The organism is Sphingomonas mali NBRC 15500, from assembly GCF_001598415.1.
Taxonomy (GTDB): Bacteria; Pseudomonadota; Alphaproteobacteria; order Sphingomonadales; family Sphingomonadaceae; genus Sphingomonas; species Sphingomonas mali.
Window position 1 is genome coordinate 1 of sequence record NZ_BCYX01000029.1, and the last position, 24,815, is coordinate 24,815.

28 protein-coding genes are annotated in these 24,815 nt (G+C 65.2%); 19 read left to right on the forward strand and 9 right to left on the reverse strand.

The window, feature by feature from the left end; genetic code table 11:
* Positions 1 to 152: 152 nt before the first annotated feature.
* Genes SMA01S_RS17570 through SMA01S_RS17590 form a run of 5 tightly spaced genes read left to right on the forward strand, consistent with a single transcriptional unit; the run spans position 153 to position 3,359 of the window.
* Positions 153 to 1,361 (forward strand): trans-sulfuration enzyme family protein, encoded by a 1,209-nt coding sequence (locus tag SMA01S_RS17570; RefSeq protein ID WP_066825378.1) that lies wholly within the window; start codon positions 153 to 155, stop codon positions 1,359 to 1,361.
* 22 nt (positions 1,362 to 1,383) lie between these two features.
* The gene (gene apaG / locus SMA01S_RS17575; protein WP_066825380.1) at positions 1,384 to 1,782 is read left to right on the forward strand and encodes a Co2+/Mg2+ efflux facilitator ApaG/CorD; all 399 of its coding nucleotides are present in this window, start codon (positions 1,384 to 1,386) and stop codon (positions 1,780 to 1,782) included.
* Positions 1,783 to 1,789: 7 nt separating this feature from the next.
* The gene (locus SMA01S_RS17580) at positions 1,790 to 2,581 is read left to right on the forward strand and encodes a LysR family transcriptional regulator (protein WP_066825382.1); all 792 of its coding nucleotides are present in this window, start codon (positions 1,790 to 1,792) and stop codon (positions 2,579 to 2,581) included.
* Positions 2,578 to 3,120, forward strand: coding sequence for a GNAT family N-acetyltransferase (locus SMA01S_RS17585; RefSeq protein ID WP_369405675.1), 543 nt, complete (start codon positions 2,578 to 2,580; stop codon positions 3,118 to 3,120). Before SMA01S_RS17580 ends, SMA01S_RS17585 begins: the two co-directional genes overlap by 4 nt.
* Positions 3,093 to 3,359: a hypothetical protein gene (locus tag SMA01S_RS17590; RefSeq protein WP_157094016.1), complete on the forward strand. Its 267-nt coding sequence runs from the start codon at positions 3,093 to 3,095 to the stop codon at positions 3,357 to 3,359. Before SMA01S_RS17585 ends, SMA01S_RS17590 begins: the two co-directional genes overlap by 28 nt.
* Positions 3,360 to 3,434: 75 nt before the next feature.
* Here the strand turns inward: SMA01S_RS17590 and SMA01S_RS17595 are convergent, their stop codons facing one another.
* The 4 genes from SMA01S_RS17595 to SMA01S_RS17610 form a co-directional block, all read right to left on the reverse strand.
* Positions 3,435 to 4,739: a serine hydrolase gene (locus SMA01S_RS17595; RefSeq protein WP_169804263.1), complete on the reverse strand. Its 1,305-nt coding sequence runs from the start codon at positions 4,737 to 4,739 to the stop codon at positions 3,435 to 3,437.
* A gap of 20 nt (positions 4,740 to 4,759) precedes the next feature.
* Positions 4,760 to 5,965 (reverse strand): hypothetical protein, encoded by a 1,206-nt coding sequence (locus SMA01S_RS17600; RefSeq protein WP_066825395.1) that lies wholly within the window; start codon positions 5,963 to 5,965, stop codon positions 4,760 to 4,762.
* Between the two features lie 69 nt (positions 5,966 to 6,034).
* Positions 6,035 to 8,017, reverse strand: a complete 1,983-nt coding sequence (gene parE / locus SMA01S_RS17605) for a DNA topoisomerase IV subunit B (RefSeq protein ID WP_066825396.1) — start codon at positions 8,015 to 8,017, stop codon at positions 6,035 to 6,037.
* A 127-nt stretch (positions 8,018 to 8,144) separates the two neighbouring features.
* Positions 8,145 to 8,816, reverse strand: coding sequence for a GcrA family cell cycle regulator (locus tag SMA01S_RS17610; protein WP_066825402.1), 672 nt, complete (start codon positions 8,814 to 8,816; stop codon positions 8,145 to 8,147).
* Positions 8,817 to 8,922: 106 nt separating this feature from the next.
* Between SMA01S_RS17610 and SMA01S_RS17615 the strand changes: the two genes are divergently transcribed.
* The 8 genes from SMA01S_RS17615 (at position 8,923) to queE (ending at position 16,289) form a co-directional block, all read left to right on the forward strand.
* Positions 8,923 to 9,732: an ABC transporter permease gene (locus SMA01S_RS17615; RefSeq protein ID WP_066825404.1), complete on the forward strand. Its 810-nt coding sequence runs from the start codon at positions 8,923 to 8,925 to the stop codon at positions 9,730 to 9,732.
* 121 nt (positions 9,733 to 9,853) lie between these two features.
* Positions 9,854 to 10,594, forward strand: a complete 741-nt coding sequence (locus SMA01S_RS17620) for a hypothetical protein (RefSeq protein ID WP_066825406.1) — start codon at positions 9,854 to 9,856, stop codon at positions 10,592 to 10,594.
* A gap of 268 nt (positions 10,595 to 10,862) precedes the next feature.
* A complete protein-coding gene (locus tag SMA01S_RS17625; RefSeq protein ID WP_066825512.1) occupies positions 10,863 to 12,062 on the forward strand; it encodes an aspartate aminotransferase family protein in 1,200 nt (399 codons plus the stop codon).
* A gap of 202 nt (positions 12,063 to 12,264) precedes the next feature.
* On the forward strand, positions 12,265 to 13,182 hold the full coding sequence (gene argF / locus SMA01S_RS17630; protein WP_066825514.1) for an ornithine carbamoyltransferase: 918 nt from the start codon (positions 12,265 to 12,267) through the stop codon (positions 13,180 to 13,182).
* 117 nt (positions 13,183 to 13,299) lie between these two features.
* Positions 13,300 to 14,208 carry an Hsp33 family molecular chaperone HslO gene (gene hslO, locus SMA01S_RS17635; protein ID WP_066825409.1) on the forward strand — a complete coding sequence of 303 codons (909 nt, stop codon included), beginning with the start codon at positions 13,300 to 13,302 and terminating at the stop codon, positions 14,206 to 14,208.
* A gap of 100 nt (positions 14,209 to 14,308) precedes the next feature.
* Positions 14,309 to 14,710, forward strand: coding sequence for a hypothetical protein (locus tag SMA01S_RS17640; RefSeq protein ID WP_157094017.1), 402 nt, complete (start codon positions 14,309 to 14,311; stop codon positions 14,708 to 14,710).
* Positions 14,711 to 14,961: 251 nt separating this feature from the next.
* On the forward strand, positions 14,962 to 15,645 hold the full coding sequence (gene queC / locus SMA01S_RS17645; RefSeq protein ID WP_066825414.1) for a 7-cyano-7-deazaguanine synthase QueC: 684 nt from the start codon (positions 14,962 to 14,964) through the stop codon (positions 15,643 to 15,645).
* Between the two features lie 2 nt (positions 15,646 to 15,647).
* Complete coding sequence (queE, locus tag SMA01S_RS17650; protein WP_066825416.1) at positions 15,648 to 16,289, forward strand: 7-carboxy-7-deazaguanine synthase; 642 nt, start codon at positions 15,648 to 15,650, stop codon at positions 16,287 to 16,289.
* 67 nt (positions 16,290 to 16,356) lie between these two features.
* Here the strand turns inward: queE and SMA01S_RS17655 are convergent, their stop codons facing one another.
* The 3 genes from SMA01S_RS17655 to lipB form a co-directional block, all read right to left on the reverse strand.
* A complete protein-coding gene (locus SMA01S_RS17655) occupies positions 16,357 to 17,034 on the reverse strand; it encodes a hypothetical protein (protein WP_066825418.1) in 678 nt (225 codons plus the stop codon).
* A 180-nt stretch (positions 17,035 to 17,214) separates the two neighbouring features.
* Positions 17,215 to 17,439, reverse strand: coding sequence for a hypothetical protein (locus SMA01S_RS17660; protein ID WP_066825421.1), 225 nt, complete (start codon positions 17,437 to 17,439; stop codon positions 17,215 to 17,217).
* A gap of 67 nt (positions 17,440 to 17,506) precedes the next feature.
* Positions 17,507 to 18,184, reverse strand: a complete 678-nt coding sequence (lipB, locus tag SMA01S_RS17665; protein WP_066825424.1) for a lipoyl(octanoyl) transferase LipB — start codon at positions 18,182 to 18,184, stop codon at positions 17,507 to 17,509.
* A 152-nt stretch (positions 18,185 to 18,336) separates the two neighbouring features.
* On the opposite strand from lipB, the gene SMA01S_RS17670 reads away from it, so the two are divergent.
* Entirely contained in the window at positions 18,337 to 19,155 is an 819-nt protein-coding gene (locus SMA01S_RS17670) for a DUF7847 domain-containing protein (RefSeq protein ID WP_066825426.1), read from the forward strand.
* Between the two features lie 20 nt (positions 19,156 to 19,175).
* Complete coding sequence (locus SMA01S_RS17675; RefSeq protein ID WP_066825428.1) at positions 19,176 to 19,925, forward strand: hypothetical protein; 750 nt, start codon at positions 19,176 to 19,178, stop codon at positions 19,923 to 19,925.
* A 19-nt stretch (positions 19,926 to 19,944) separates the two neighbouring features.
* Here SMA01S_RS17675 and hemF read toward each other — a convergent pair whose 3' ends face one another.
* Positions 19,945 to 20,787: an oxygen-dependent coproporphyrinogen oxidase gene (hemF, locus tag SMA01S_RS17680; protein WP_066825430.1), complete on the reverse strand. Its 843-nt coding sequence runs from the start codon at positions 20,785 to 20,787 to the stop codon at positions 19,945 to 19,947.
* Complete coding sequence (locus SMA01S_RS17685) at positions 20,784 to 21,233, reverse strand: tRNA (cytidine(34)-2'-O)-methyltransferase (RefSeq protein ID WP_066825433.1); 450 nt, start codon at positions 21,231 to 21,233, stop codon at positions 20,784 to 20,786. Before SMA01S_RS17685 ends, hemF begins: the two co-directional genes overlap by 4 nt.
* A gap of 145 nt (positions 21,234 to 21,378) precedes the next feature.
* Between SMA01S_RS17685 and petA the strand changes: the two genes are divergently transcribed.
* The 4 genes from petA to SMA01S_RS17705 all read left to right on the forward strand — a co-directional run bounded on the left by petA (position 21,379) and on the right by SMA01S_RS17705 (position 24,760).
* The gene (petA, locus tag SMA01S_RS17690) at positions 21,379 to 21,954 is read left to right on the forward strand and encodes a ubiquinol-cytochrome c reductase iron-sulfur subunit (RefSeq protein ID WP_066825435.1); all 576 of its coding nucleotides are present in this window, start codon (positions 21,379 to 21,381) and stop codon (positions 21,952 to 21,954) included.
* Positions 21,955 to 21,968: 14 nt separating this feature from the next.
* On the forward strand, positions 21,969 to 23,258 hold the full coding sequence (locus tag SMA01S_RS17695; protein WP_066825437.1) for a cytochrome b: 1,290 nt from the start codon (positions 21,969 to 21,971) through the stop codon (positions 23,256 to 23,258).
* A 25-nt stretch (positions 23,259 to 23,283) separates the two neighbouring features.
* Positions 23,284 to 24,144 (forward strand): cytochrome c1, encoded by an 861-nt coding sequence (locus tag SMA01S_RS17700; protein ID WP_066825439.1) that lies wholly within the window; start codon positions 23,284 to 23,286, stop codon positions 24,142 to 24,144.
* Positions 24,145 to 24,220: 76 nt separating this feature from the next.
* Complete coding sequence (locus SMA01S_RS17705) at positions 24,221 to 24,760, forward strand: adenine phosphoribosyltransferase (protein ID WP_066825444.1); 540 nt, start codon at positions 24,221 to 24,223, stop codon at positions 24,758 to 24,760.
* Positions 24,761 to 24,815: the final 55 nt, after the last annotated feature.

The following is a 24,815-nucleotide window of genomic DNA, read 5'->3' on the forward strand; positions in this document are numbered from 1 at the left end:
GGGGCCGCAGCCGCGTAGCGGCGGGATTGCTCGCGGCATTTCCCCTCCACCACCGGCTTCGCCGGCGGTCCCCCTCCCCATCTGCGATGGGGAGGATTTAAGTCGGGCGGAACTTGACCTTTCCCCCCCGTCCGCCGCAAAGCCCGGAAACGATGAAACGCCATACCGGACAAGACCGCTCGATCACGCAAAACTGGCGCCCGGCCACCCAGGCGGTGCGCGGCGGGACGGTGCGATCGGAATTCGGGGAGACGTCCGAAGCGCTCTTCCTGACGTCGGGTTATGCCTATGATTGCGCGGGCGATGCCGCGGCGCGGTTCGCGGGCGAGCAGCAGGGCATGACCTATTCGCGCCTGCAGAATCCGACCGTGCAGATGCTCGAGCAACGGATCGCGCTGCTCGAAGGGGCAGAGGCCTGCCGCGCGATGGCGACGGGCATGGCGGCGATGACCGCGGCCCTGCTGTGCCAATTGCAGACCGGCGATCACGTCGTCGCGGGTCGTGCGGCCTTCGGCTCGTGCCGCTGGCTGGTCGATACCTTGCTGCCCAAGTTCGGCATCCAGACGACGGTGATCGATGCGCGCGATCCGCAGCAATTCATCGACGCGACCCGGCCCCAGACCAAGGTCTATTTCTTCGAAACGCCGGCCAACCCGACGATGGATGTGGTCGACCTGGAAGCGGTGTGCGGCATCGCCAGGGAACGCGGCATCGTCTCCGTGGTCGATAACGCCTTCGCGACGCCGGTGCTGCAGCGGCCGCTCGATTTCGGCGCCGATGTCGTCGCTTATTCCGCGACCAAGATGATGGACGGACAGGGCCGCGTGCTGGCCGGCGCGGTGTGCGGCAGCGAGGAGTTCATCGAGAACACCTTGCTCTCGTTCACGCGCAATACCGGACCGACCTTGTCGCCGTTCAATGCCTGGGTAGTGCTGAAAGGACTCGAGACGCTCGATCTGCGCGCGCACCGGCAAAGCGAGAACGCGCTCAAGGTCGGGCGATTCCTCGAGGGCCGCGTGCCGCGCATCCTCCACCCCGGCCTGCCGAGCCATCCGCAGCACAATCTCGCGATGCGGCAGATGGATGCGGCCGGCCCGATCTTCGCGTTCGAGGTCGACGGCGGGCGGACGCAGGCACACGGCCTGCTCGATGCGCTCGCGCTCATTGATATCTCCAACAATATCGGCGATTCTCGTTCGCTGATGACACATCCGGCGTCGACGACGCATGCCGGCGTCAGCGAGGAAAAACGCCTCGAAATGGGCGTCACCGAAGGGATGCTGCGGCTCAACGTCGGGCTGGAAGATCCTGACGATGTGATCGACGACCTCGACCAGGCGTTGAAGGCAGTCAGCTTGTGAGGAGCGAGGCTTGAGCGACGCGATGAAGGCGCTGTTCCCCAATGTCGCGGAAACGCGCGGGGTGGTCGTGCGCGTCTCGGTCAGCTTCCTGCCCGAACAGTCCGAGCCCGATCGCGGTCGCTGGTTCTGGGCCTATCACGTGCGCATCGAAAACGAGTCGCCGGCGACGATCCAGCTGCTGACCCGGCATTGGGTGATTACCGACGGGCGCGGCGCGCGCCATTCGGTCGAAGGCGAAGGCGTGGTCGGCGAACAGCCGGTGATCGCCCCGGGCGCGAGCTTCGATTACGTTTCGGGCTGCCCGCTGGCGACGCCGACCGGGGCGATGCAGGGCAGCTACCACATGATCGCCGAGGACGGCTCGCCGTTCGATGTCGACATTCCCCGCTTCGCGCTGCTCGCGCCTGCGGTGGGGGCATGACGGTCGCATGAAGCGCACGCATCTTCCTCTCAACGGCCTGCGCGTGCTCGACGCCGCGGCCCGCCATCTCTCCTTCACCCGCGCCGCCGACGAGCTCGCGGTGACGCCGGCCGCGGTCGGGCAGCAGATCCGCGCGCTCGAGGATACGCTGGGCGTGGTGCTGTTCCGCCGCACGACCAAGGGCCTGGAACTGACGCCGGAAGGAGAGGCCGGGCTCGACGCGCTGCGCCAGGGTTTCCTGCAATTCGAGGAAGCGGTCCGCGCGATGCAGGCCGGCCAGTCGTCCAAGTCGCTGACCATCGCCGCGCCGCGTGACGTGCTGCATTGCTGGCTGATGCCGCGGCTGGCCGAGATCAGCGCCGCCGATGGCGAGATGCGCTTCATGCTGATCGCCGCCGACGAGGAACTGGATTTCACCCAGGCCAATCTCGACCTCGCGATCCGGTGGGGCGAGGGGCCGGGCGAGCATGAGGGCGAGGCGCTCGAATCCGAAGGCATGATCACGGTGCAGCGGCCGGGCGGCGGTGCCGATACGCGGATTTCCTGGCCGGGCTGCCTCAACGACGATGCCGTGTCGCTGGTGCGCGTCGCCGATGCCGGGCTGGCGATCGACGCCGCGGCCGAAGGACTGGGGCGGGCGACCGTGCCCGAACTGCTCGCGCGGCGGGACATTGCCGCCGGGCGCATTGTCGCGGTGGGCGAGGCCAAGCCGTACCGACTGGGTTATTGGCTCGTCGCCCCGTTGCCGCAGTGGCGGCAGAAGAAGGTCAAGGCGCTGGTGGAGGCGTTGGGCGCGTGACGCTGCCGGTCATGACGACCGAACGGCTGATCCTCCGACCGCTCAGGATCGAGGACGCCGAGGCGCTTCACCCGATGTATTCGGACGCCGAGGCCAACACCTACGGCTCGCACCCCGCTACCACGACTCTGGAGGAAAGCCGCGCCCGGCTCGAACGCGGCATCGCCGACCACACCTGGCGCGCCTGGGCAGTGACGCTGAAAGGCGATGACACGGCGATCGGCACCGTCGCCTGCTACGAGAAGCGCCAGGGCAAGGTGACCGAGATCGGCTATGTGTTGAAGCGTGCCTATTGGGGGCGCGGCATCGTCACCGAGGCGGTCGCGGCCATGATCGACCTGTTGTTCGCCGAAGGCCAGCGCCGGGTGTTCGCCGATACCGACCCCGACAACAAGGCGTCGACTGCGGTGCTCGAACGCCTGGGATTCACGCTGGAGGCGCGGCTGCGTGCCGAATGGGACACGCATATCGGCGTGCGCGACAGCCTGATCTGGGGATTGCTGGAGGACGAATGGAAAGCCGCCCGCCCCCGAACTTGAAGGATCCGGGCGAACTCGCCGCCTATCGCCGCGAACTGCGGGGTGTCGCCAGCGGCGTGCGCTGGGGCGGGATCGGGATCACCTTGGTCGGCGCGGTGGTCGCCGCGCTGCGCGCCTGGGCCTGGCCGGCGATCCCTGCGCTGATTCCGATGATCGTCGTGGCCTGGGGCATGTTGCTGATGTTGACCGCGATCGCGCTTCGGGCGGCCTATCACGCGCGCCGGATGCGCGGCGGGTAGAGCGAAGCAACCCGCGCCTCAAACCTTCTCCCACAAGGGGAGAAGGGACTTTTTCCTTTTCCGATCCGCGTCTCGTCAGTTCGGCAAGGGTCCGTCCGCCAATAGCACCAATGCCCGTGTCATCAGCATGATGAGCCGGTTCTCCTCGACACCGGCGTCGTTCCGATGCCAGCCGGCGGCAATCGCGAGCCAGCGCCCGTCCTTGCGCCTGACCAGGAAATTGAGCGTGACGACGCCGGGTTCTGACCCGCCCTTGAACCCGACATAGTCGAACTTGCTGCGCGTGGCGGGATCGATCCCGGGATTGATCGCCAGCAACGCCAGGGGCGTTTCCCCGTCCTCCTTGCGGAGCCAGTCGAACATCCCGGCAGTCTCGGCAGGACTGGCGAACCATTCGAGCGTATCGATCTTGCTCGGCTTCCCAGCGAACATCATCGGGTCGACCGGCGTCGTCCGCAGCCGTTCAGCATTGCCATCGAGCAGTTTGCGCCGCGCCGAAGGCGCCGGCGATGTCACCCATTGTGCCGCGAGATCGGCATTGGCGGAGCTTTTCAGCGCGAACATCTGTCGCGTGGTCAGGACCGGCGCGAGGCCGGCGACGCCCGCCTTGGTGACGAAGTCATCGAGCCGATCGCCCTCTAGCGACACCAATGTGTCGGTTGCGGTGTTATCGCTGATCGAGATCATCAGAGTGGCGAGCGTCTGGATCGTCACCGGGCTGCCCGCCGGCCAGTTCTGCGTAATGCCCGAGGGCAGCGACGCGGGACCGACCGGCACCACGTCGCTCCACTTGCGGTCGCCCGCACCCACCTCGCGCGCCAGCTCGCCGAGTACCCAGAGCTTGAACGCCGAGCCAAGCGGCATCGCCTTGTCGGGCGCGATCCCGGTCACCAGGCGCGGCGCTCCTTCACCGAGCGCGTAGATGCCAAGGCCGGTCGTTCCGGGAAGCGCCCGGATATCGGCGGCGAGCTTGTCGAGCGTATCCCCCGTCATCTCGGGGCCGGTGAAGAGCAGGCCGACGACCTGATGCGGCGCCGCCGGATCGATCGCGATCTGCGCATTGACGATACCGCGTTCGAACCGGACCCGCAGATTGGCCGAGAATGGCGTGACGGCGGTCAGCCTGTCGATCGCCAGCGGCTTGCCCATCTGGGCGGTCATCGACGCAACGACCGTTTCCCATTTTTCCTTGGGCAACGCGGCATGGAAGCTCGGAGCAAAATAGCCATCGAAGTCACCGCTGCCGGCGATCACGCCGATCAACTGGCGCGAACGCGCATCGAGCGCGGGATCAGCGCGTACCGCCTCGGCGATAGGGGTCTGCGCTGCAGCCAATGGCGCCGGCATTAGGCAGGCGACCACGACGAGCGCGCGGATCATCCACACGCGCATCGCCGAATTCAGCTGGCCTTCGGACCGGACGGCGGATCGACCGACAGATCGAGCATCTCGATCTGTGGCCTGGGCTCCCTGACCAGCAACCGCGATCCGGTATTGGTGGTGAGCCGCGCTGTCAGCGTATAGCGTTCGACGCGCATCACCCCAGGCTGCGACGGATCCATCTTGAGCGGGGCATAGCGTCGCGCGGTTATTCCCGTCAGGATCGGCTTCACCCAATAGGGTTCATCAACCGACTTGCCCGAGCGCAGCACGCCGGCATCGCTGACCCGGCCGTCAGGGGTTACCCAAAAGCCGATATCGACCCATTCGCCGTCATAACTGGTCCGCGACAATTTGGTCAGCGTCTCTCCCGAATTTGCGCCACGGTCGGTGTCATCGACCGATTTGAGCGGTGGGGCATAAAGCAACACCGGTGCACTACCCTGGTCGGTGGCACGGTAATCGGCGATCAGCTTGTCGATCGCACTGGGGTCGCCGGTCTTGGCATCCAGCCGCGCCATCAGTACGCGAGCCGCCTGGCTGAAGGGCTTCATATGCGGGTCGGCATTGTTGATCAGCCAGTCCGCGGCTTTGTGGGCTTCGCCCTTATATTCGAACGGTAGCGCCAGCGCGAGCTGGCTGTACAGGCCGACGATGCGCAGGCGTGCCATGCCCTGGATGTTGTACAGACCGAGCTTAACCGCCTGGCGCTCGACGCTCGAATATTTGTCGACCGCCTCATCTATGCGGTTGAACCGCGCATACATGTCGCCGACTTCGATTTCCCCGCCCAGCACGCGCGGGTCTTTCTCTGGCAGGCCAGCCTTGAGCGCGCTTACCATATCGAACGTGCCGACCCGGAACGCCTCTCCGTCGCCGAGATGCGCCGCGATGCGGTAATTGGCGCGCAAGAGGTCGGCCACCGGCTCGGGATAGTCGTGCGCAAAGCGCTTATTGCGACCGATCGACTTGAGCAGGGTGGAGCGAGCATCCTCATATTTGCCGTCAACGAACTGGTGCTCGGCGACCTTCAGCGTGGCATTGATGTCCTGATCGGGCGGACATTTGCGGTCGATACAGGCCTTCAGCGCTTTCTGCAGGTCAGGAAGGCGCTCGCCGGTAATGACGATGTCGGCCTTGGAAGCATCGGCCGCGTTATCCTGCGCGGCGACGGTCGCCGGAGCAGAGGCGAGCAATAAAGCGAACAGGGTCAAGCTACGCGACATGACGTGAATCCTTCCAGACGCGACAGCCGTTCGTACCATTCTGCTTCGAATCGCGGAAGCGTCGCGCGATCACGCGTCGATCGCTTCTTCATCCAATCTGGCGGCATTTTCCTGGATGAAGGCGAAGCGGTGCGCCGGGTTGGTGCCCATTAGCCGGTCGACCAGATCCTTCACGCCGGCGCGTTCTTCATATTCCTGCGGCAAGGTGATGCGGATCAGCCCGCGCGAGCCGGGATTCATCGTCGTTTCCTTGAGCTGGTTGGGGTTCATCTCGCCCAGACCCTTGAATCGGCTGACCTCGACCTTCTTGCCTTTGAACTCCTTGGCCTCGAGCTCGGCGCGATGCGCATCGTCGCGCGCGTACAGGCTCTTGGTGCCGGCGGTCAGGCGATAGAGTGGCGGCTGGGCAAGATAGAGGTGCCCGCGGCGGACGATGTCCGGCATTTCCTGGAAGAAGAAGGTCATCAACAGGGTCGCGATATGCGCGCCGTCGACATCGGCGTCGGTCATGATGATCACGCGTTCGTAGCGCAGATTGTCGGGTTCGCAGTCCTTGCGCGTGCCGCAGCCTAGCGCCAAGGTCAGGTCAGCGATTTCCTGGTTGGCGAAGATCTTGGCGCTCGTTGCGCTCGCGACGTTGAGGATCTTGCCGCGGATCGGCAGGATCGCCTGGGTCTTGCGGTCGCGTGCCTGCTTGGCCGAGCCGCCGGCCGAATCGCCTTCGACGATGAAAATCTCGGTGCCGGCGGGATCGTCGGCCGAGCAATCGGTCAGTTTGCCAGGCAGGCGCAACTTGCGCCCCGAGGTCGCCGACTTGCGTTTGACCTCGCGCTCCTGCTTGCGGCGGAGGCGCTCGTCCATCCGCTCGACGACATAGCCGAGCAGCGCCTTGCCGCGGTCCATATTGTCCGACAGAAAATGGTCGAAATGGTCGCGCACCGCGCGCTCGACCATAGTTGCCGCCTCGGGGCTGGTCAGCCGATCCTTGGTCTGGCTCTGGAATTGCGGCTCGCGGATGAACACCGACAGCATCAGCTCGCAGCCGACCATCACGTCGTCGGCGGTGATGTCCTTGGCGCGCTTCTGCCCGACCAATTCGCCGAACGCGCGGATGCCGCGGACGAGTGCGGCGCGCAGGCCGGCTTCGTGCGTGCCGCCGTCGGGGGTCGGGATGGTGTTGCAATACCAGCTATAGCTGCCGTCGGACCAGAGCGGCCAGGCCACTGCCCATTCGACGCGGCCCTGGCTTTCGCCGGGGAAATCCTGGCTGCCCGAGAAGAAATTGGCGGTGGCGCATTCGCGGTCGCCAATTTGCTCCTTCAGATGATCGGCCAAGCCGCCGGGGAACTGGAATACCGCTTCGGCTGGGGTGTCGTCGGTGATGAGTTCGGGCGCGCATTTCCAGCGAATCTCGACGCCCGCGAACAGATACGCCTTGGAGCGCGCCAATTTGTACAGCCGCGCCGGCTTGAAGTGCAGCTCGGGCCCGAAAATCTCGGGGTCGGGCGTGAACGCGACCGAGGTGCCACGGCGATTGGGGGTCGGTCCCAGTTTCTCGATCGGACCGAGCGTCAGTCCCTTGGAAAAGCGCTGGCGGAACAATTCGCGGTTGCGCGCGACCTCGATCACCGTGTCCTCGCTCAGCGCGTTGACCACGCTGATGCCGACGCCGTGCAGACCGCCCGAGGTTGCGTAAGCCTTGCCGTCGAACTTGCCGCCGGCATGCAGCATCGAGAGGATCACTTCGAGCGCCGACTTGTCGGGGAATTTGGGATGCGGGTCGACCGGCATGCCGCGGCCATTGTCGACGATCGTCAGCCGGTTACCGATATCCAGCGTGACCTCGATCCGCGTCGCGTGCCCGGCGACCGCCTCATCCATCGAATTGTCGAGCACTTCGGCCGCGAGGTGGTGCATCGCGCGCTCGTCGGTCCCGCCGACATACATGCCGGGCCGGCGGCGCACCGGCTCCAGCCCCTCGAGCACTTCGATCGAGGAGGCGTCATACTCGTTGCCGGGCTTACCGGAAGAAGCGAACAAATCGTCGGACATATGTCACGTATAGGAGGGGCGGAATCCGCTGCAAGGGCTGCGCGCGCGACGGCGTCGCCTATCCACAGCAAATCGCGCGCCCGAATGCTCTTCGGACGCGCGATATGCGGTCATCGATGATCCCGGGTCAGCGGACGCGCGGACCGCCGAACGGCAGCGGCGGCGGCGGGCGACGGTCGCGGCGCGGCAGCTGCGCCTGATAGGCGTGGCCGCAATGCGCGACGCAATAGGGGAATCCCGGGTTCACCTTGTCGCCGCAGAAATGGAAATCGGGCTCGCCGGGATGGCCCAGCGGCCATTTGCAGATCTTGTCGTTGAGATCGAGCAGGCTGGTCTTGCCGGCAATCTCGGGCGACGGCTTGGCGGGAACCAGCCGGCGCGGCGGTGCTGGCGCGATCGGCGGCTGCTGCTCGCCTGGCGCTTGGCGCACGAAGCCGCCGGGACCGACCGAGCGCAGGATCGGCTGGGGCGGGGCGTCGGGAGCGGGGGTGGCAGGCGTAGCGGGTATCGCTGCCGCGGCGGGCGGTGCCGCCGGGACCGGAGCAGGGGCTGGCGCGGGGCGTGGTGCCTCGGCAACCGGCGGCGCGGCCTTCTTGACCGGCGCCGGGGCAGGGGTGGGCGACGCGCTGTCGTCATTGGGCTTCACGGGCGACGGGCGCGATTGCAGGCCCAGGCGATGCGCCTTGCCGATCACCGCGTTGCGGCTGACATCGCCCAGCGCCTCGGCGATCTGGCTCGCCGTCATGCCCTTTTCCCACATCGTCCTCAGCGTATCGATGCGGTCGTCGGTCCAGCTCATTCACATTCCTTCCAAAACGTCACCAGACGGTTGCGGGGCATCGCGTCAGCGCCTACCTGCGTGGCCGATGGACGCGCCCACCACTTCCGGTGAGAAAATCACTGTTATGGCACCCCCCGGCGTTCCGGTGATCCGGAGCGTGAACTGGGGTGGCCTGAGAACCCTCTATGTGAAGGAGGTGCGCCGTTTCTTCAAGGTGCACCTGCAGACGATCTGGGCGCCGGCCGCCACGACCTTGCTATTTCTGGTCGTTTTTACAGTCGCGACGGGCGCCAAACGTCCGGTTCAGGTCGGCGGCGTCGACATTCCGTTCGGCGATTTCATCGCGCCGGGGCTGATCATCAGCCAGGGAATGATGGGTCCGGCCTTCGCCAATGCCAGTTTCTCGCTGCTGGTCGGCAAGATCCAGGGCACGATCGTCGATTATCTGATGCCGCCCTTGTCGACGATGGAGTTGCTTGCGGCTTTGGTCGGTGGGGCGATGACGCGTGCCTTTATCGTCGGCTTCATCGTCTGGGCGGCGATGGCGCTCTACGGCATCGGGGTCTGGCCGCAGCATTTGTGGGCGGTGATCTGGTTCGGTTTCCTCGGCGCGGCGTTCCTGTCGCTGCTCGGCGTGCTGACCTCGATCTGGGCGGACAAGTTCGACCATGCCGCGGCGGTGACCAACTTCGTCATCGTGCCATTGGGACTGTTGTCGGGTACCTTCTATTCGGTCGACCGCCTGGCGCCCGCATTCCGCGCCTTCAGCCACGGCAACCCGTTCTTCTACATCATCTCGGGCTTCCGCTACGGGTTCCTGGGCACCGCCGACTCGCCGGTGCTCATCGGCAGCGTGGTCGTGTTCGGCCTGGACGTCGTCTTGGCCTTGACCTGCTACTGGCTGCTCAACAAGGGCTGGAAGATCAAGAGCTGACGACCGGCCGACGGCTTGGCGACGCAGTCGACTGAACGGCGGGTGACGGCGGCGTTCAGCCTGCACGCAACATCGCACCTCTATCGCGCGTTATGATCCCACCCAGTGGAGTTCCGGTAACATGCGCATTCTGTTGATATCGGCGGCGAGCCTCGCCGCCTTGAGCGCGGTGCCCGCGACGGCGCAATCCTATAACCGCGATTATTCGGGCAGTTACGGCAACGGCTATGCTCGCACCGCGGTGCCGACGCCGTACCAAATCCGCTCGATGATCGATACCGCCGAGCGCCGCGGCGAGATTTCAGACGATCAGGCAAGCAACCTGCGCCAGCAGGCCGACGACCTGGTGCGGCTGGACCGCCGCGCCCAGCGCGACGACGATGGCGATGTGCGCCGCGATCTCACTCGCCGGACCTTCGCGCTGCTACGCGATCTGCGCGAGGCGCGCGGCGACTCGGGCAATGATTACGCTTATCGTGGCCGCTCGACCGACTATCCCCCCACTTATGGATCGACGCCCCAGGGCGGCTATGACAGCGCCCGCCGCGCGCCCGGCGACGATGACGACGACCAGCTTTATTCGTCCGCACCGGACGATTCGTATCGCAGCACGCCTCGTACGGACGACTCCTACAATATATCGCCGTCCTACGATCCCCGCCGTGCCGCGCCGGAGAATGACGATTCCTATCGCGCACCGTCGCGGAACGAGGACGCCGATCGATCGACGCCACCGGTCAGCGATTCGTACAGCGCGACGACGCCACCTGCCGACGACCAGAGCTATGACGATCCCAATGGGCAGGACGGTGACAATATGCCGCCGTCCGACGACGGCATTTACCGCCCCCGTAACAACTGATCGAAGGTGGGTGGCGGCCTAGTCGCCGCCCGCCTTGTCCAAGCACGCCGCAGCGGCTTGCGCCGGCATGGGTAGTCATCTTCCGCCGGATCGCCGGGCAAGGCGATCCGGTCGTCATGCGCCTTGGGCATGACTCGCTCAACCTATGTCATGGCCGATTCGGTCCGGCGGTGTTGACGCTCCATGGCTGGACCAAGTAAATGCCCGCTCCGGGCGGTCCGGATGGGCCGCCCTTTTTGCTTTTTTGCAATTGAAGGAGGCCATCGCCGTGACCATCACTCCGCTCATGCCCGTCTATCCGCGGTGCGGGGTGCGTCCGGTCCGAGGCGAGGGCTGCTATCTGATCGGCGAGCGTGGTGAGCGCTATCTCGATTTCGCGGCCGGCATCGCGGTCAACGCTCTCGGCCACGGCCATCCCAAGCTGACCAAGGCGATCGCCGACCAGGCGGCGACCCTGATGCATGTATCGAACCTGTACGGCAGCCCGCAAGGCGAGCACCTGGCGCAGCGTATCGTCGACATCAGCTTCGCCGACACGGTGTTCTTCACCAATTCTGGAGTCGAGGCGATCGAATGCGCGATCAAGACCGCGCGCCGTTATCACGACGTCAACGGCAATCCCGACCGCTACAAGCTGATCACCTTCAAGAATGCGTTCCACGGCCGCTCGCTCGGCGCGATCAGCGCCACCGACCAGCCCAAGATGCGCGACGGCTTCGAGCCGCTGCTGCCGGGCTTCGATTATGCGAAGTTCAACGACCTGGAAGGCGCGCTCGCGCTGATCGACGACGAGACCGCGGGCTTCCTGGTTGAGACGGTGCAGGGCGAGGGCGGGATGACCGCCGGCACGCCCGAATTCATCCAGGGCTTGCGCAAGGCGTGCGACGAGCACGGTCTGCTGCTGATCCTCGACGAAATTCAGTGCGGCTATGGCCGTACCGGCAAGATGTGGGCGTATGAGCATTACGGCATCACCCCCGACATCATGACCGTGGCCAAGGGCATCGGCGGCGGCTTCCCGCTCGGCGCCTGTCTCGCTACCGAGGAAGCGGCCAAGGGGATGGTGATCGGTACCCACGGCTCGACTTATGGTGGCAACCCGCTGGCAATGGCGGCGGGCGAGGCGGTGCTCGACGTGATGCTCGAGCCGGGCTTTCTCGAACACGTCACCGCGATGGGCGACCGGCTGCGCGCGGCGTTCGAGCAGCTCATTCCGAACCATGACGATCTGTTCGAGGAAATCCGCGGCAAGGGGCTGATGCTCGGCATCAAGATGAAGGAGCCGGCGGTCAGCCGCGATTTCGTCGCGCATCTGCGCGACAATCACGGCCTGCTGACGGTCGCCGCGGGCGAGAACGTGTTCCGCGTGCTGCCGCCGTTGGTGATCGAGGAAAACCACATCGCCGAATGCATCGAGCGGCTGAGCGAAGGCGCGCGGACCTATGCCGCCGCCGCCGTGGCAGCGTGATAATTTCCCTCTCCCCTTGGGAGAGGGAAGGGGCCCGCTCGGCGAAGCCGAGCGGGAAGGGTGAGGGCAGCCTCATCTTCTCTGCCCTCACCCTTCCGCCGCTTCGCGGCTCCGTCCCGCATCGGGTAAACAGCGCCCCGCGCTGTTTAGGTCATGCCGGGGGCATGACCGACCTGATGCGCCCAAAGGGAGAGGGATCGTGATCCGCCACTTCCTCAACCTGTCCGATGCCGGACCCGACGGCGTGGCCGCGATGCTGGCCGACGCGCTCGACCGTAAGGCCGCGCGCGCCGGCTGGCCCAAGGGCAAGGTGGATACCGACGCGCCGCTCGCCGGGCATGTGCTTGCGATGGTGTTCGAGAAGAACTCGACTCGGACCCGCTTCAGCTTCGACATGGCGATCCGCCAATTGGGCGGCACCAGCATCGTGACGGATGCCGGCCAGATGCAGCTTGGCCGCGGCGAGACCGTCGCCGACACGGCGCGCATTCTGTCGGGCTATGTCGACGCGATCATGATCCGCACCGACGACCACGCCAAGGTCGAGGAACTCGCGGCCTATGCCACCGTGCCGGTGATCAACGGTCTGACCGACTATTCGCATCCGTGCCAGATCGTCGCCGACCTGCAGACGGTGATCGAGGCGGGCTATGCGCTGCCGGGCCTCAAGGTCGCATGGCTGGGCGACGGCAACAACGTGCTGACGTCGATGATGGAAGCGGCCGGGCTGATGCAGTTCGATGTGGTAGCCGCCTGTCCCCAAGGTTTCCAGCCGTCCGAAGAGGAAGTCGCGCTGGCGAACGGTCGGGCGAAAGTCGTGGGTACCGCCCGCGAAGCGGTCGAGGGCGCGGACATCGTCGTCACCGATACCTGGATCTCGATGGGACAGGAGCACGCCGACACCAAGCTCGCGGCGATGATGCCGTTCCAGGTGACCGGCGAGTTGATGGCGGGCGCGAAGCCGGGCGCCAAATTCCTCCATTGCCTGCCCGCGCATCGCGGCGAGGAAGTGACCGCCGAGGTGCTCGACGGGCCGCAATCGTTGATCTGGCCCGAAGCGGAGAACCGGCTGCACGCCCAGAAATCGATCCTGCGCTGGTGCTTCGGGCAGATCGGTTGACCGCGGGCAGCGCGCTTCCCACATCCGTCATGCCGGCGCACGCCGGCATCTCATGCAATTTGGCGCAGCGCTGACCGCCAGAGACTCCTGCTTTCGCTGGGGTGACGAAGGATTGTTATGACCGCAGACGTTACCGAGCTCGACCAGACGATCGGCTTCACCATTCCCGCTCGCCACGCGCGCGGCCGGCTGGTGCGGCTGGGGCCGGTGCTCGACGAAATTCTGGCGGCGCATGCCTATCCGCCAGCGATCGAACGGTTGCTCGCCGAGGCGCTGACCTTGACCGCGTTGATCGGCTCGACGCTCAAGGATCCATTGGGGCAGCTCACCATCCAGGCGCAGACCCAGGCTGGCGTGGTGAAATTGCTGGTGTGTGACTATCGCGGCGGCGACTTGCGCGGTTACGTCCAGTTCGATGGCGATCGCCTGGCCGAGGCGCCTGAAGAGCCAACGCTGTTCGCCTTGTTCGGCGAAGGATATCTGGCGATCACCTTCGATCTGGCGGGAACCGGCGAACGCTATCAGGGCATCGTCCCGCTCGACGGCGAAACGCTAGCCGAGGCCGCGGAGAGCTATTTTGCGCAGTCGGAGCAAATCCCGACGCTGATCAATTTCGGGGTGGCGCGCGACCGCGCCGGCCATCACGTCGCCGGCGGGCTGTTGCTGCAACATCTGCCGGAAGGCGAGATCGGACGTGAGCGGCTGCATGTGCGGCACGACCATCCCGAGTGGGAACATGTCGCGATCCTCGGGCGGACGATGGGGGCGGACGAACTCACCGATGCCGCGATCCCATTGGAAACCTTGATCTGGCGCCTGTTCAACGAAGAAGAGGAAGTGCGCGTGCTGGCGCGGTCGGACTTCCGCAAGGGATGCCGCTGCGACGCGGTGTATATTGCCGGCGTGCTCGCCAAATTTACGCCCGAGGATCGGCGCGAGATGGCCGACGAGCATGGCATGATCAACGTCGATTGCGCGTTCTGCGCGAAGTCGTTTCCGGTATCGGCGGAGTTAGCCGCGCCCTAGCGTCGTTTTCAGCTTCGCTGAAACCGAGTCTAGTGATTGTAACATCGCCCGCCCATTGCCACATTTCGACGGCATAGGAGTGTGTATGGGGAAGGGCACGATGATCTTGGCTGCGTTTGCGGCCATGGCCGGGCTGGGCGCCGGCGTAGCGGTGGCGGCGGGACCGGCTGCGCTCGACCGGCTAGGCATGGGTCAATGGCAATTGCACGAGATCGGCAGCGCCGACGCGCCGCGACAGATGTGCGTGCACAATCCCTTGCAGATGGTCCAATTGTTCCATCCCGGCGTTCAATGCGCGCGTTTCACCATCGACGATGCGCCCGACCACGCCACGATACATTATACCTGCCAGGGCCGCGGTTATGGACGCACGACGATCACGCTCGAAAATCCCAATTTGATTCGCCTCGATACGCAAGGGATCGATCCGCTGGGGCAGCCGTTCGACATTGTCTATGAAGGCCGCCGGACGGGCGTGTGCACGTCACCTCCTGTCCGTTAAGGTCGCGTTTAGGGTCGTTGGATTATGGAGGAGATGTGCTCTTCGGGCACGCTTTCCTCCCTGAAAGACGCGTGGAAGCGTCCAGACTGGGCCGCCGCGAGGCGGCCCTCTTCTTTTGTCGCGCTGTTCAGGTCATGCCGGGGGCATGACCGACCCGGTGCACCCGCACGCGGGGGAGGGCTTAGAGTGGAGAGAGCCGGAAGCATCGCGGCTTGCGAGAGAGGGCTTAACCCCCTAGCTCCCGCCCGATCATGGAAACTACATCGCCTTTGGCGGTCGCGCTGATCTCGGGCGGCCTCGATTCGATGGTTGCCGCGGCCTCGATGAAGGCTGCGGGCTATCGCCTGCTCGCGCTTTCGATCGATTATAACCAGCGCCATCAGATCGAGCTTGCCGCGGCGCGACGAATCGCCGGCGTGCTGGGTGCCGAACGCCATGTCGTGCTGCCGCTCGACCTGCGTGCGTTCGGCGGCTCGGCGCTGACCGCGGAGATCGATGTTCCCAAGAGCGGCGTCGGCAGCGACATCCCGGTCACCTACGTGCCCGCGCGCAACACGATCTTTCTCAGCCTGTCATTGGGTTGGGCGGAGGCGGCGGGCGCGCGCGACCTGGTGATCGGGGTCAATGCGCTCGATTATTCCGGCTATCCCGATTGCCGCCCTGAATTCGTCGCCGCGTTCGAGGATATGGCGGCGCTCGCGACTAAAGCGGGCGTGGAGGGCGACCGTTTCCGCATCCATGCACCGCTCCAGCACATGACCAAAGCGGATATCGTACGCGAAGGCACGCGGCTGGGGCTCGATCTGGGGATGAGCTGGTCGTGCTACGATCCGGCGCCGGGCGGGGTGCATTGCGGGTTGTGCGACAGCTGCCGCCTCCGCGCCAAGGGCTTCGAGGAAGCCGGTATTCCCGACCCGACGCGTTACGCCGGCTGACGATGAGCTACGCGGTCAAGGAGATGTTCCTCACGCTCCAGGGAGAGGGGGTGAATGCCGGCCGGCGTGCCGTGTTCGTCCGCTTTGCCGGGTGCAATCTATGGTCGGGCCGCGAACAGGATCGCGCGACCGCGATCTGCCGGTTCTGCGACACCGATTTCGTCGGCACCGACGGCGAGGGCGGCGGGCGGTTCGCCGACGCCGCCGCGCTGGCCGAGGCAGCGGCGGGTTTCTGGGGGGAAGGGCGCGAGGAGCGGTTCTGCGTGCTTACCGGTGGCGAGCCGATGCTCCAGGTCGACGACGCTTTGGTCGACGCGCTGCACGCGGCAGGGTTCACCATCGCTATCGAAAGCAACGGCACGCTCGCCGTGCATCCCGGAATCGACTGGGTCTGCATCAGCCCCAAGGCGGGGAGCGAGGTGGTCCAGCGATCGGGCGACGAGCTGAAACTGGTCTGGCCGCAACCCGGTACCGATGTCGACGTGCTCGAGACCTGGGATTTCGCCCATCTGCTCGCGCAGCCGCTCGATACCGGCTCGGCCGAAGGCAATGCGGCGAGCGAGGCCGAGGCGATCGCGTTGGTCATGGCCCGGCCGCGCTGGCGCCTGACGCTTCAGGCGCACAAGCGGCTTGGCCTGCGCTAGAGCGTCGCGCGGAAAAGTGGATACCGGTTTTCCGCAAAAAGCGACGCGACAGCTGTAGGGCTTTAGCTCAGCGCTTCTTTTTCTTGGCGCTGCTGCCGCAATAGGTCGCGCTATAGCGTTGCTTGCGCCAGCAATCAGGCTGGAAATCCGGCAGGAACAGATAGGTCCGGGCGTAGAAGGCGCGCGGGAATTGCTGCTCGCCATAGGGGATCAGGCTGTTGCGCAATTCGCGCATGTACCTGGTGGCGACATCGCCCAACTGGCCGCGCGGCGCGAAGATCACTTCCCGGCCGATCTTGCTGGCGGTCTGGCAGAAGCCATATTGCGCGGCGACGGTGGCGAAGGCCGAATAGGTGCGCGTACCGAATCGGTCGAACGCGGTCTGGCCCGCCGCCTTGGTCTTGGCGGTGCGGACGAAATAGGCATTGATCGTGTCGAGCGAGCTTTTGAGCTCGGCCGAATGGTCGCGCAGCATCGCGTTGTAATTGTCGACCGTGAGCAGCATCGGCGCGAAATCGCATTGCAGCGCCGCGACGTTGAGCGCGGCGCGCATGTTCCACACCAGCCCGGCGCGCAATTCGGCCGGCGTCGCGCCCGGCAGCGGCATGCCCATTTCCGGCTCGGCACCGGTCACTGTCGCGCCACTGAAATCATAGGATTTCAGGAAAAACTGCGCCGATGCCGGTGATCCGGCGAACAGGCCGGCGGCAAGCGACACGCCTGCCATGATACGCACGATTTTCATCCTCATCCCTTCTCGCGCCCCCTGCGCAGGCACTTTCCTACGGTGATTTTCCTGCGCGCCCAAGAGGTTTCGGTGTGTTTAAGTTCGCTGAATCTGCACCACGAATCGAAAGGGGCCGCCCGACGAACGGACGGCCCCTCGAAACCTAACCATCCGCCCGAAGGCGGACGACCAGACGAATTACATCGTCGTGTTGGTCGTGGTGGTCGTGGTGTCGTTCGACATCATGTCGGTACCGTTCATGGCGCCGCCGTCGACCGCAGTCATGTTGTCGGTGGCGGTTTCGTCAGTGACGTTCATGTCGGTGACATTGGTGGTGGTTTCGGTCTTGGTGCAGGCCGAAACCGCCAGGGCGGCGCCCGCGATCATGGTGCCGATCACGGCCTTCGAGTTGAAAGAACGCATTTGGAAGCTCCCTAGATAGTGGATTTGGTCGGCTTTTCCGGCCTTATCACCCAAATCAAGGGGGACATTAGACACTAATCCGAAGTTGCTCAAGCCGCTTTTCGTGCGCGGAAAGCGCATCGAGAAAGTCGGGCAGGTGAGCCGCCAATGCCGCGTCAAATTCCTCAAAAACAACGGGTTTTCCTAGGGTTGCCGCGCTGGTCACGGCATAGTCGGCCAGGCCGCACGGCACGATTCCGCCAAAATGTGCGAGATCGGGGTCGAGGTTGATCGCGAAGCCATGCAGGGTCACCCACCGTTTCACGCGCACCCCGATCGCGCCGATTTTCGCCTCCTCGGCGCCATGCCCGGTCCAGATGCCGACGCGCCCCGATTCGGTCCGCGCCTCTATCCCGAAGTCGCCCAGCGTCGCGATCAGCCAATGTTCGAGCTCATGGATGAAGCACCGCACGTCGCGCCCGCGGCGGTTGAGGTCGAGCACCAGATAGCCGACGCGCTGGCCAGGGCCATGATAGGTGTAGCGCCCGCCGCGCCCCGTCTGGACGACCGGAAAGCGCGGATCGATCAACTCGGTCGGATCGGCGCTGGTGCCTCCGGTATAGATCGGCGGATGTTCGAGCAGCCAGATGAGTTCGCGCGCATCGCCGGCGGCGACCGCTGCGGCGCGAGCCTCCATCGCCGCCAGGCTGTCGGCATAGGGCACTTGCTCGGTCGAGACGCGCAATTCGATATCGGCGGGGATCATCGCGCGGGGCTACTCCCGCGCGGGGACGTGGCGCAAGTCGCGGGCCGCCGTAAGATGCTTGGGTGAGGGCGTTGCCAGTCGTGAGCACACGCCCTAGTCAGGCGTCCTCGGGCCGACGACTGGATCGGCATGTGGGGAATCGGGGGCCGCATATGGTCAATATGGGAAACGTCTGGGATCGTACCACCGAATTCCTCAGCGATAATCTGGGCGCGGTGGTGCCGATCGCGTTGCTGACGATCTTCGTGCCGCAATCGATATCGGGGGCGATCAAGCTCGCCGGCACCGCGGTCGCGCCGGCGCTCGGCCAGGGGATCATGCTCGCCTTGCTGATTCCGATGCTGTGGGGCCAGCTCGCCATTGCCGTGCTGGCGCTCCGGCCGGATGGCGGACGAGGCGCGGCGCAATCGACCGCGACACGCCGTTTCCTCCCATATCTGCTGGCCATGCTGATCCTGTTCGGCGTGATCGTCGTGCTGTTCCTGCCGATTATCCTCGCGCTGGTCGCGAGCGGGGTCGATCTGACCGCCCTGACCAGTGCGTCCGCCGAACCGAAGCCCGACATCTCGCCGGCCATGGCCGGGTTCATCGGTCTCTACGGCCTAGCCTGGCTGATCTTCGCCGTGTTCGTGTCGGTCAGGTTCAGCACGTTGCTCGTCGCGGTGGTCGCTGCCGAAGGCGGCGTGATCGCCGCCTTGCGCCGCTCGTTCGCGCTCAGCCGGGGAATCGCCTGGAAGCTGCTCGGCGTCGTGCTGCTGTTCGGGCTGGTCGTCGGCGTCGCGTCGATCGCGGTGACCTCGGTATTCGGCGCCTTATTCCGCTTCCTCGATCCCACCGCCGGGCCGTTCGCGATCGGATCGATCGTTGTCGCGATCCTCGGCGGGCTGGTGACGACGGCTTATTATGTCGTCCAGTCGAGCTTCATGGCCAAAGTCTATCTGGCGGCGACGTCGGCGCGCGAGGGCGTGTGAGAGTCACTTTTCCGGCTTTGATGCGCGATGCCTGGCGATTGTGGCGGCGCGATTGGGAAGTGCTGACGGCGGTGGCGGGGTTGTTCGTATTCCTGCCCGCGCTGGCGATGGCGATGTTCATCCCCGACATGCCGTCGCCGCCCGCGGCAGGCGAAGCCGTGCCGGGCTCGGTGACGATGGCGGCCTATGAACAGGGCCTCACGCAATGGATGCTCAACTATGGCGGCTGGCAGATCGCCGCGCAGGCGGTCGTGCTGTTCGGCCAATTCGCGATCGTCGCCTTGTATCTGGCAGGCGACCAGCCGCCGGCGAGCAAGGCACTGATCGCCGCGGCGCGGCGTTATCCGTTGTTGCTGCTCGCGGGGCTGATCATCGCCGTACCGATCGCGGCCGCCCTGTTGCTGGCGCAGGCACTGCCGCTGCTGATGGCCGCGTTTTTCGTGATCGTCTTCTGGGTGCTGGCGCGGACGATCGTGCTGGCGCCGACCTTGCTGGCCGAAGCCCCGGTGGGGGCGCTGGGGGCGATTACTCGCAGCCTCCATTTGACGCGCGGCCACACGCTCGCGCTCGCCGCGGCGGTGATGACGGTGATCCTGGCGATGACGATCGCGACCTGGCCGTTCGAGCAGGTCGATGCCTGGATGGTGGTTCACGCGCCCAATCCGATCGCGCGCACGATCGTCGACATGATCGCCGCGACGATCACCGGACTGGGCGGGATCGCCATGGCGCTGGTTCAGGTCGCGGCGTATCGCCGGCTTAAAGCGTGATGACTCACGTCATCACGCTCTAGGACCAGGTAGCGACCGGCGGCAGGCTCATCAGAATGGCATCGATGTTGCCGCCCGTCTTGAGCCCGAACAGCGTCCCGCGATCATAGACCAGGTTGAATTCGGCGTAGCGGCCGCGCCACTCGCGCATCGCGGCGATGTCGGCATCGGTGAAGGCGTCGCCCATCCGCCGCCGCACGATCCGCGGAAACGCGTCCAGGAAGGCGCGCCCGACATCCTGGGTGAAGGCGAAATTGGCGGCGAAATCGCCTTCGAGATGATCGTAGAAAATGCCGCCGACGCCGCGATGCACCTTGCGGTGCGGGATGTAGAAATAATCGTCGGCCCATTGCTTGAAGCGCGGATAATGCGCCGGATCATGGCGATCGCAGGCCGCCTTGAGCGTCTCGTGGAAATCGGCGGTGTCCGCCGCCACCGGCAAGGGCGGGTTGAGGTCGGCGCCGCCGCCGAACCAGCGCTTGGTCGTGACCAGGAAGCGCGTGTTCATGTGCACCGCCGGGACGTGCGGGTTGGCCATGTGGGCGACCAGGCTGATCCCGGTGGCGAAGAAGGTCGGATCCTCGGCCGCGCCATGAATGGTCTTGCCGAATTCGCCGTCGAACGCACCGCCCACCGTCGAGACGTTGACGCCGACTTTCTCGAACACCTTGCCCTTCATCACGCCGCGCACGCCGCCACCGCCATCGGCGCCCGACGGATCGACTCGGTTCCACGCGATATAGTCGAATCGCGCGTCGGAACCCGCCTCGCGCTCGATCGATTCGAATTCGGCGCAGATCAGGTCGCGGAGCTGCTCGAACCACTGTCTCGCGGTCGCCTGTTCGACGTCCAGCTCCTTCATTCGGGCCATCCCTTCGTCTGTCGTAATGCTTCACCGAGCGCGATGGCGGCGGAAACCGCAACGTTCAAGGACCGAAAGCCCGGCCGCATCGGAATCATGACCCGCAGATCGGCGCGATCGTGAACCGATTGCGGCACGCCAGCGCTTTCCGACCCCAGCAGCAAAATATCGTTCGGCCGGAATTCGGCGGCGTCAAGGCGCACCGCGCCCTGGGTGGACAAAAGGACGATGCGGCCCGTGATGCCCGCTTCGAATGCCGGCCAGTCGGCGTGGCGCGTCACCTCTGCCTGCGCGGCATAGTCCATTCCGGCGCGCATCAAGGCTCGGTCGGAAAAGGCGAATCCCATCGGTTCGATAAGGTCGACGGGCACGTCCAGGCAGGCGGCCAGTCGCAAGATGGTGCCGACGTTTCCGGCAATGTCGGGCTGGTGAAGGGCGATGCGCATAAAAAGCCGTTGGCAAAGCGGCATGCCCGTGTCTATCAGGCGCGCAACTTCCGTGGGGACGGAAGGGTTCTGGCGGGCGCGCGGCCTCCTCAAGGCCGGTTCCCCGAGCGTTCCGCCGCCGGATTTGAAGTGCAAGGGCAGGTGAATGGCGACCGTTGACGATGTGATTCCGGAGGGTGAGTCGCCCGATAGCGTGAGCGATCCGCGTCGCCGCGACTTCCTGAACATTGCCGCCGTGGCGTTTCCCGCCACCGCCGGCGCGGTCGCGGTGCTCATTCCGCTGGTCAACCAGATGAGCCCGTCGGCCGACGTTCTCGCCGAATCGACCACCACGGTCGACCTGTCGAAGATCCAGCCGGGCCAGGGCGTCATCACGACGTTCCGCAAGCAGCCTTTGTTCGTGCGCAACCTGACGCCGAAGGAAGTCGCCGAGGCCAATGCGGTTCCGCTGTCCGAACTGCGCGATCCCGAAACGCTCGAGAAGCGCACCCAGCCGGGGCATGAGAACTGGCTGATTACCTTGGGCGTCTGCACCCATCTGGGCTGCATCCCGCTCGGCATCAACGAGGGCGACAATCGCGGCAAGTTCGGCGGATATTTCTGCCCGTGCCACGGCTCGCAATACGACACGGCCGGGCGCATTCGTCAGGGACCGGCGCCGAAGAATCTCGCCGTGCCGCCCTACAAGTTCACGTCGCCGACCGCGATCCTGGTCGGTTAAAGGGGTAGAAGAAGATGAGTTTCCCCTGGGCCAATCATTACGAGCCGAAGCAGCCATTCATGCGCTGGCTCGACGAGAAGCTGCCGCTGCCGCGCCTGGCGTACAATGCGGTGGGCGCCGGCTATCCGGTGCCGCGCAACCTCAATTATTTCTGGAATTTCGGCGTGCTCGCCGGCGCCGCGCTGGCGATCCAGATCGTCACCGGCATCGTGCTGGCGATGCATTATCACTCGGACGCCGCGACCGCTTTCTCGTCGATCAACGGCACGATCATGCGCGACGTCAATGCCGGCTGGTTCCTGCGCTATGCGCACGCCAACGGCGCGTCGATGTTCTTCATCGTCGTCTACATCCACATTTTCCGCGGTCTGTATTACGGATCGTACAAGGCGCCGCGCGAGATGGTGTGGCTGCTCGGCGTGGTCATCTTCCTGCTGATGATGGCGACTGCGTTCATGGGCTACGTGCTTCCCTGGGGCCAGATGAGCTTCTGGGGCGCGCAGGTCATCACCGGCTTCTTCTCCGCGATCCCAGGGGTCGGCGAGACGATCCGCGTGTGGCTGCTCGGCGGCTATGCCCCGGACGACGCCGCGCTCAACCGCTTCTTCTCGCTCCATTATCTGCTGCCGTTCGTAATCGCGGCGGTGATCATCCTGCACATCTGGGCGCTGCACATTCCGGGCTCGGGCAATCCGACCGGCGTCGACGTCAAGGGCGAGCAGGACACGGTACCGTTCCATCCTTATTATACGGCGAAGGACGGTTTCGGGCTGGGCGTCTTCCTGCTGCTGTTCGCGGCGTTGGTGTTCTTCTTCCCGGACATGCTCGGCCACCCGGACAATTACATCGCGGCGAATCCGTTGCAGACGCCGGCGCACATCGTTCCCGAATGGTATTTCTGGCCGTTCTACGCGATCCTGCGCTCGTTCACCTCGGACTTCATCCTGCCGGCCAAGCTGTGGGGCGTGCTCGCGATGTTCGGGTCGATCCTGCTGCTGTTCTTCCTGCCGTGGCTCGATTCGTCGCCGATCCGCTCGAACAATTATCGTCCGAAGGCACGTATCGCCTTCTGGTTGCTCGTCGTCGACGTGCTGATCCTGGGCTATTGCGGCGGTTCGCCCGCCGACCCGTTCTACGTGATCGTCGCACAGGTCTGCTCGGCTTATTACTTCCTGCACTTCCTGGTGGTCCTGCCGTGGATTTCGCGGACGGAGCGGCCGGTGGCGCTGCCGAATTCGATCACCGAAGCGGTGCTCGCGGGCAAGGGCGGGACGAACCCGGCCGAAACCGCGCTGGCGCACTGAGCGAGCTATAGGGGATATAAGACAGATGGTTCGCTGGATTGCAGCTTTGGTCGGGTTGGCGTTTGCGGGCGTGCTCGCGATCGCACTGGTCATCACCGTGTGGGGCGTCGCGTCCGACAGCACGCCCAAGATCTGGACGGGCGCGCCGAAGTCGGCGGAGACCGAGTTCCACAAGCATCCGCGCAATGCGGGGCTGAGCTCGGCGGGCGTGTTCGGCAAGTTCGACAAACAGCAGCTGCAGCGCGGCTTCCAAGTCTATAAGGAAGTCTGCTCGGCGTGCCATTCGCTCAAGTACGTCGCGTTCCGCGATCTCACTGGGCTCGGCTACAGCGAAGGCCAGGTGAAGGCGATCGCGGCCGGCTTCGACAACATTCCGTCGATCAATCCGGACACGGGTGAGGCCGCGACCCGCAAGGGCGTGCCGGCCGACCATTTCCCGCTGGCGTTCGCCAACGACATCGCGGCGCGCGCCGCCAACAACAACGCGATCCCGCCCGACCTCAGCTACATGACTCGCGCCCGCCATGGCGGTGCCGACTATGTCTATTCGCTGCTGACCGGCTATCAGGATCAGCCCGCGGCGTTGTTGAAGGAATTCCCCGAGGCCAAGACGCCGACCGGGCTGCACTTCAATCCGTATTTCGCGAACCTCAACATCGCGATGCCGCCGCCGCTCAGGTCGGAAGGCCAGGTGCAATATTCCGACGGCACCAAGCCCACGGTCGACAATATGGCGCGCGACGTTGCCGCTTTCCTGGTGTGGACCGCAGACCCCAATCTGGAGACGCGGCACCAATATGGCTTCATGGCGGTCATCTTCCTGCTGTTCTCGAGCCTGCTGGCGTTCGGCGCGTACCGGAACATCTGGCGCGACGTGAAGCATTGATCGGGCGCGGCGCTTGACGTTTTAAAACGGCTCCGCCGCCCCCCTTCGTTTCGTCATCCATCGGGCGGAGTTCGCGATGACCCACGCCAATGATGACCTCAAGGCACTGATCCGCACGATCCCGGACTTCCCCAAGCCCGGGATCATGTTCCGTGACATCACGACCCTATTGCTCGACGCGCAGGGGCTGGCCGAAACCATCAGGCGCATGGCGGCGGCCGTCGACGGCCCGGTCGACCTCGTGGCTGGAATCGAAGCGCGCGGTTTCCTGTTCGCCGCCGCGCTCGCCGTGCCGCTCAACGCCGGCGTGCTGCTGATCCGCAAGGACGGCAAGCTGCCCGGCGTGACGATCGCGGAGGACTATGCGCTCGAATACGGCACCGACCGCATCACCATGCACGAGGATGCGCTGGTGCCCGGCCAGCGCGTATTGCTGGTCGACGATCTGATCGCCACCGGCGGCACGGCACGCGCCGCAATCCGCTTGCTGCGCAAGGCCGGCGCGGTGGTCGACCAGGTCCAGTTCGTCATCGACCTGCCAGACCTCGGCGGTGCCGCCGCGCTGGCAGGCGACGGCGTGAAGGTCACCTCATTGTTCGCCTTCGAAGGGCATTGACCGGTCCGATTGGGCTGAAACGGCCCTGGAGCATCGCGCGGAAAAGTGGGCACCG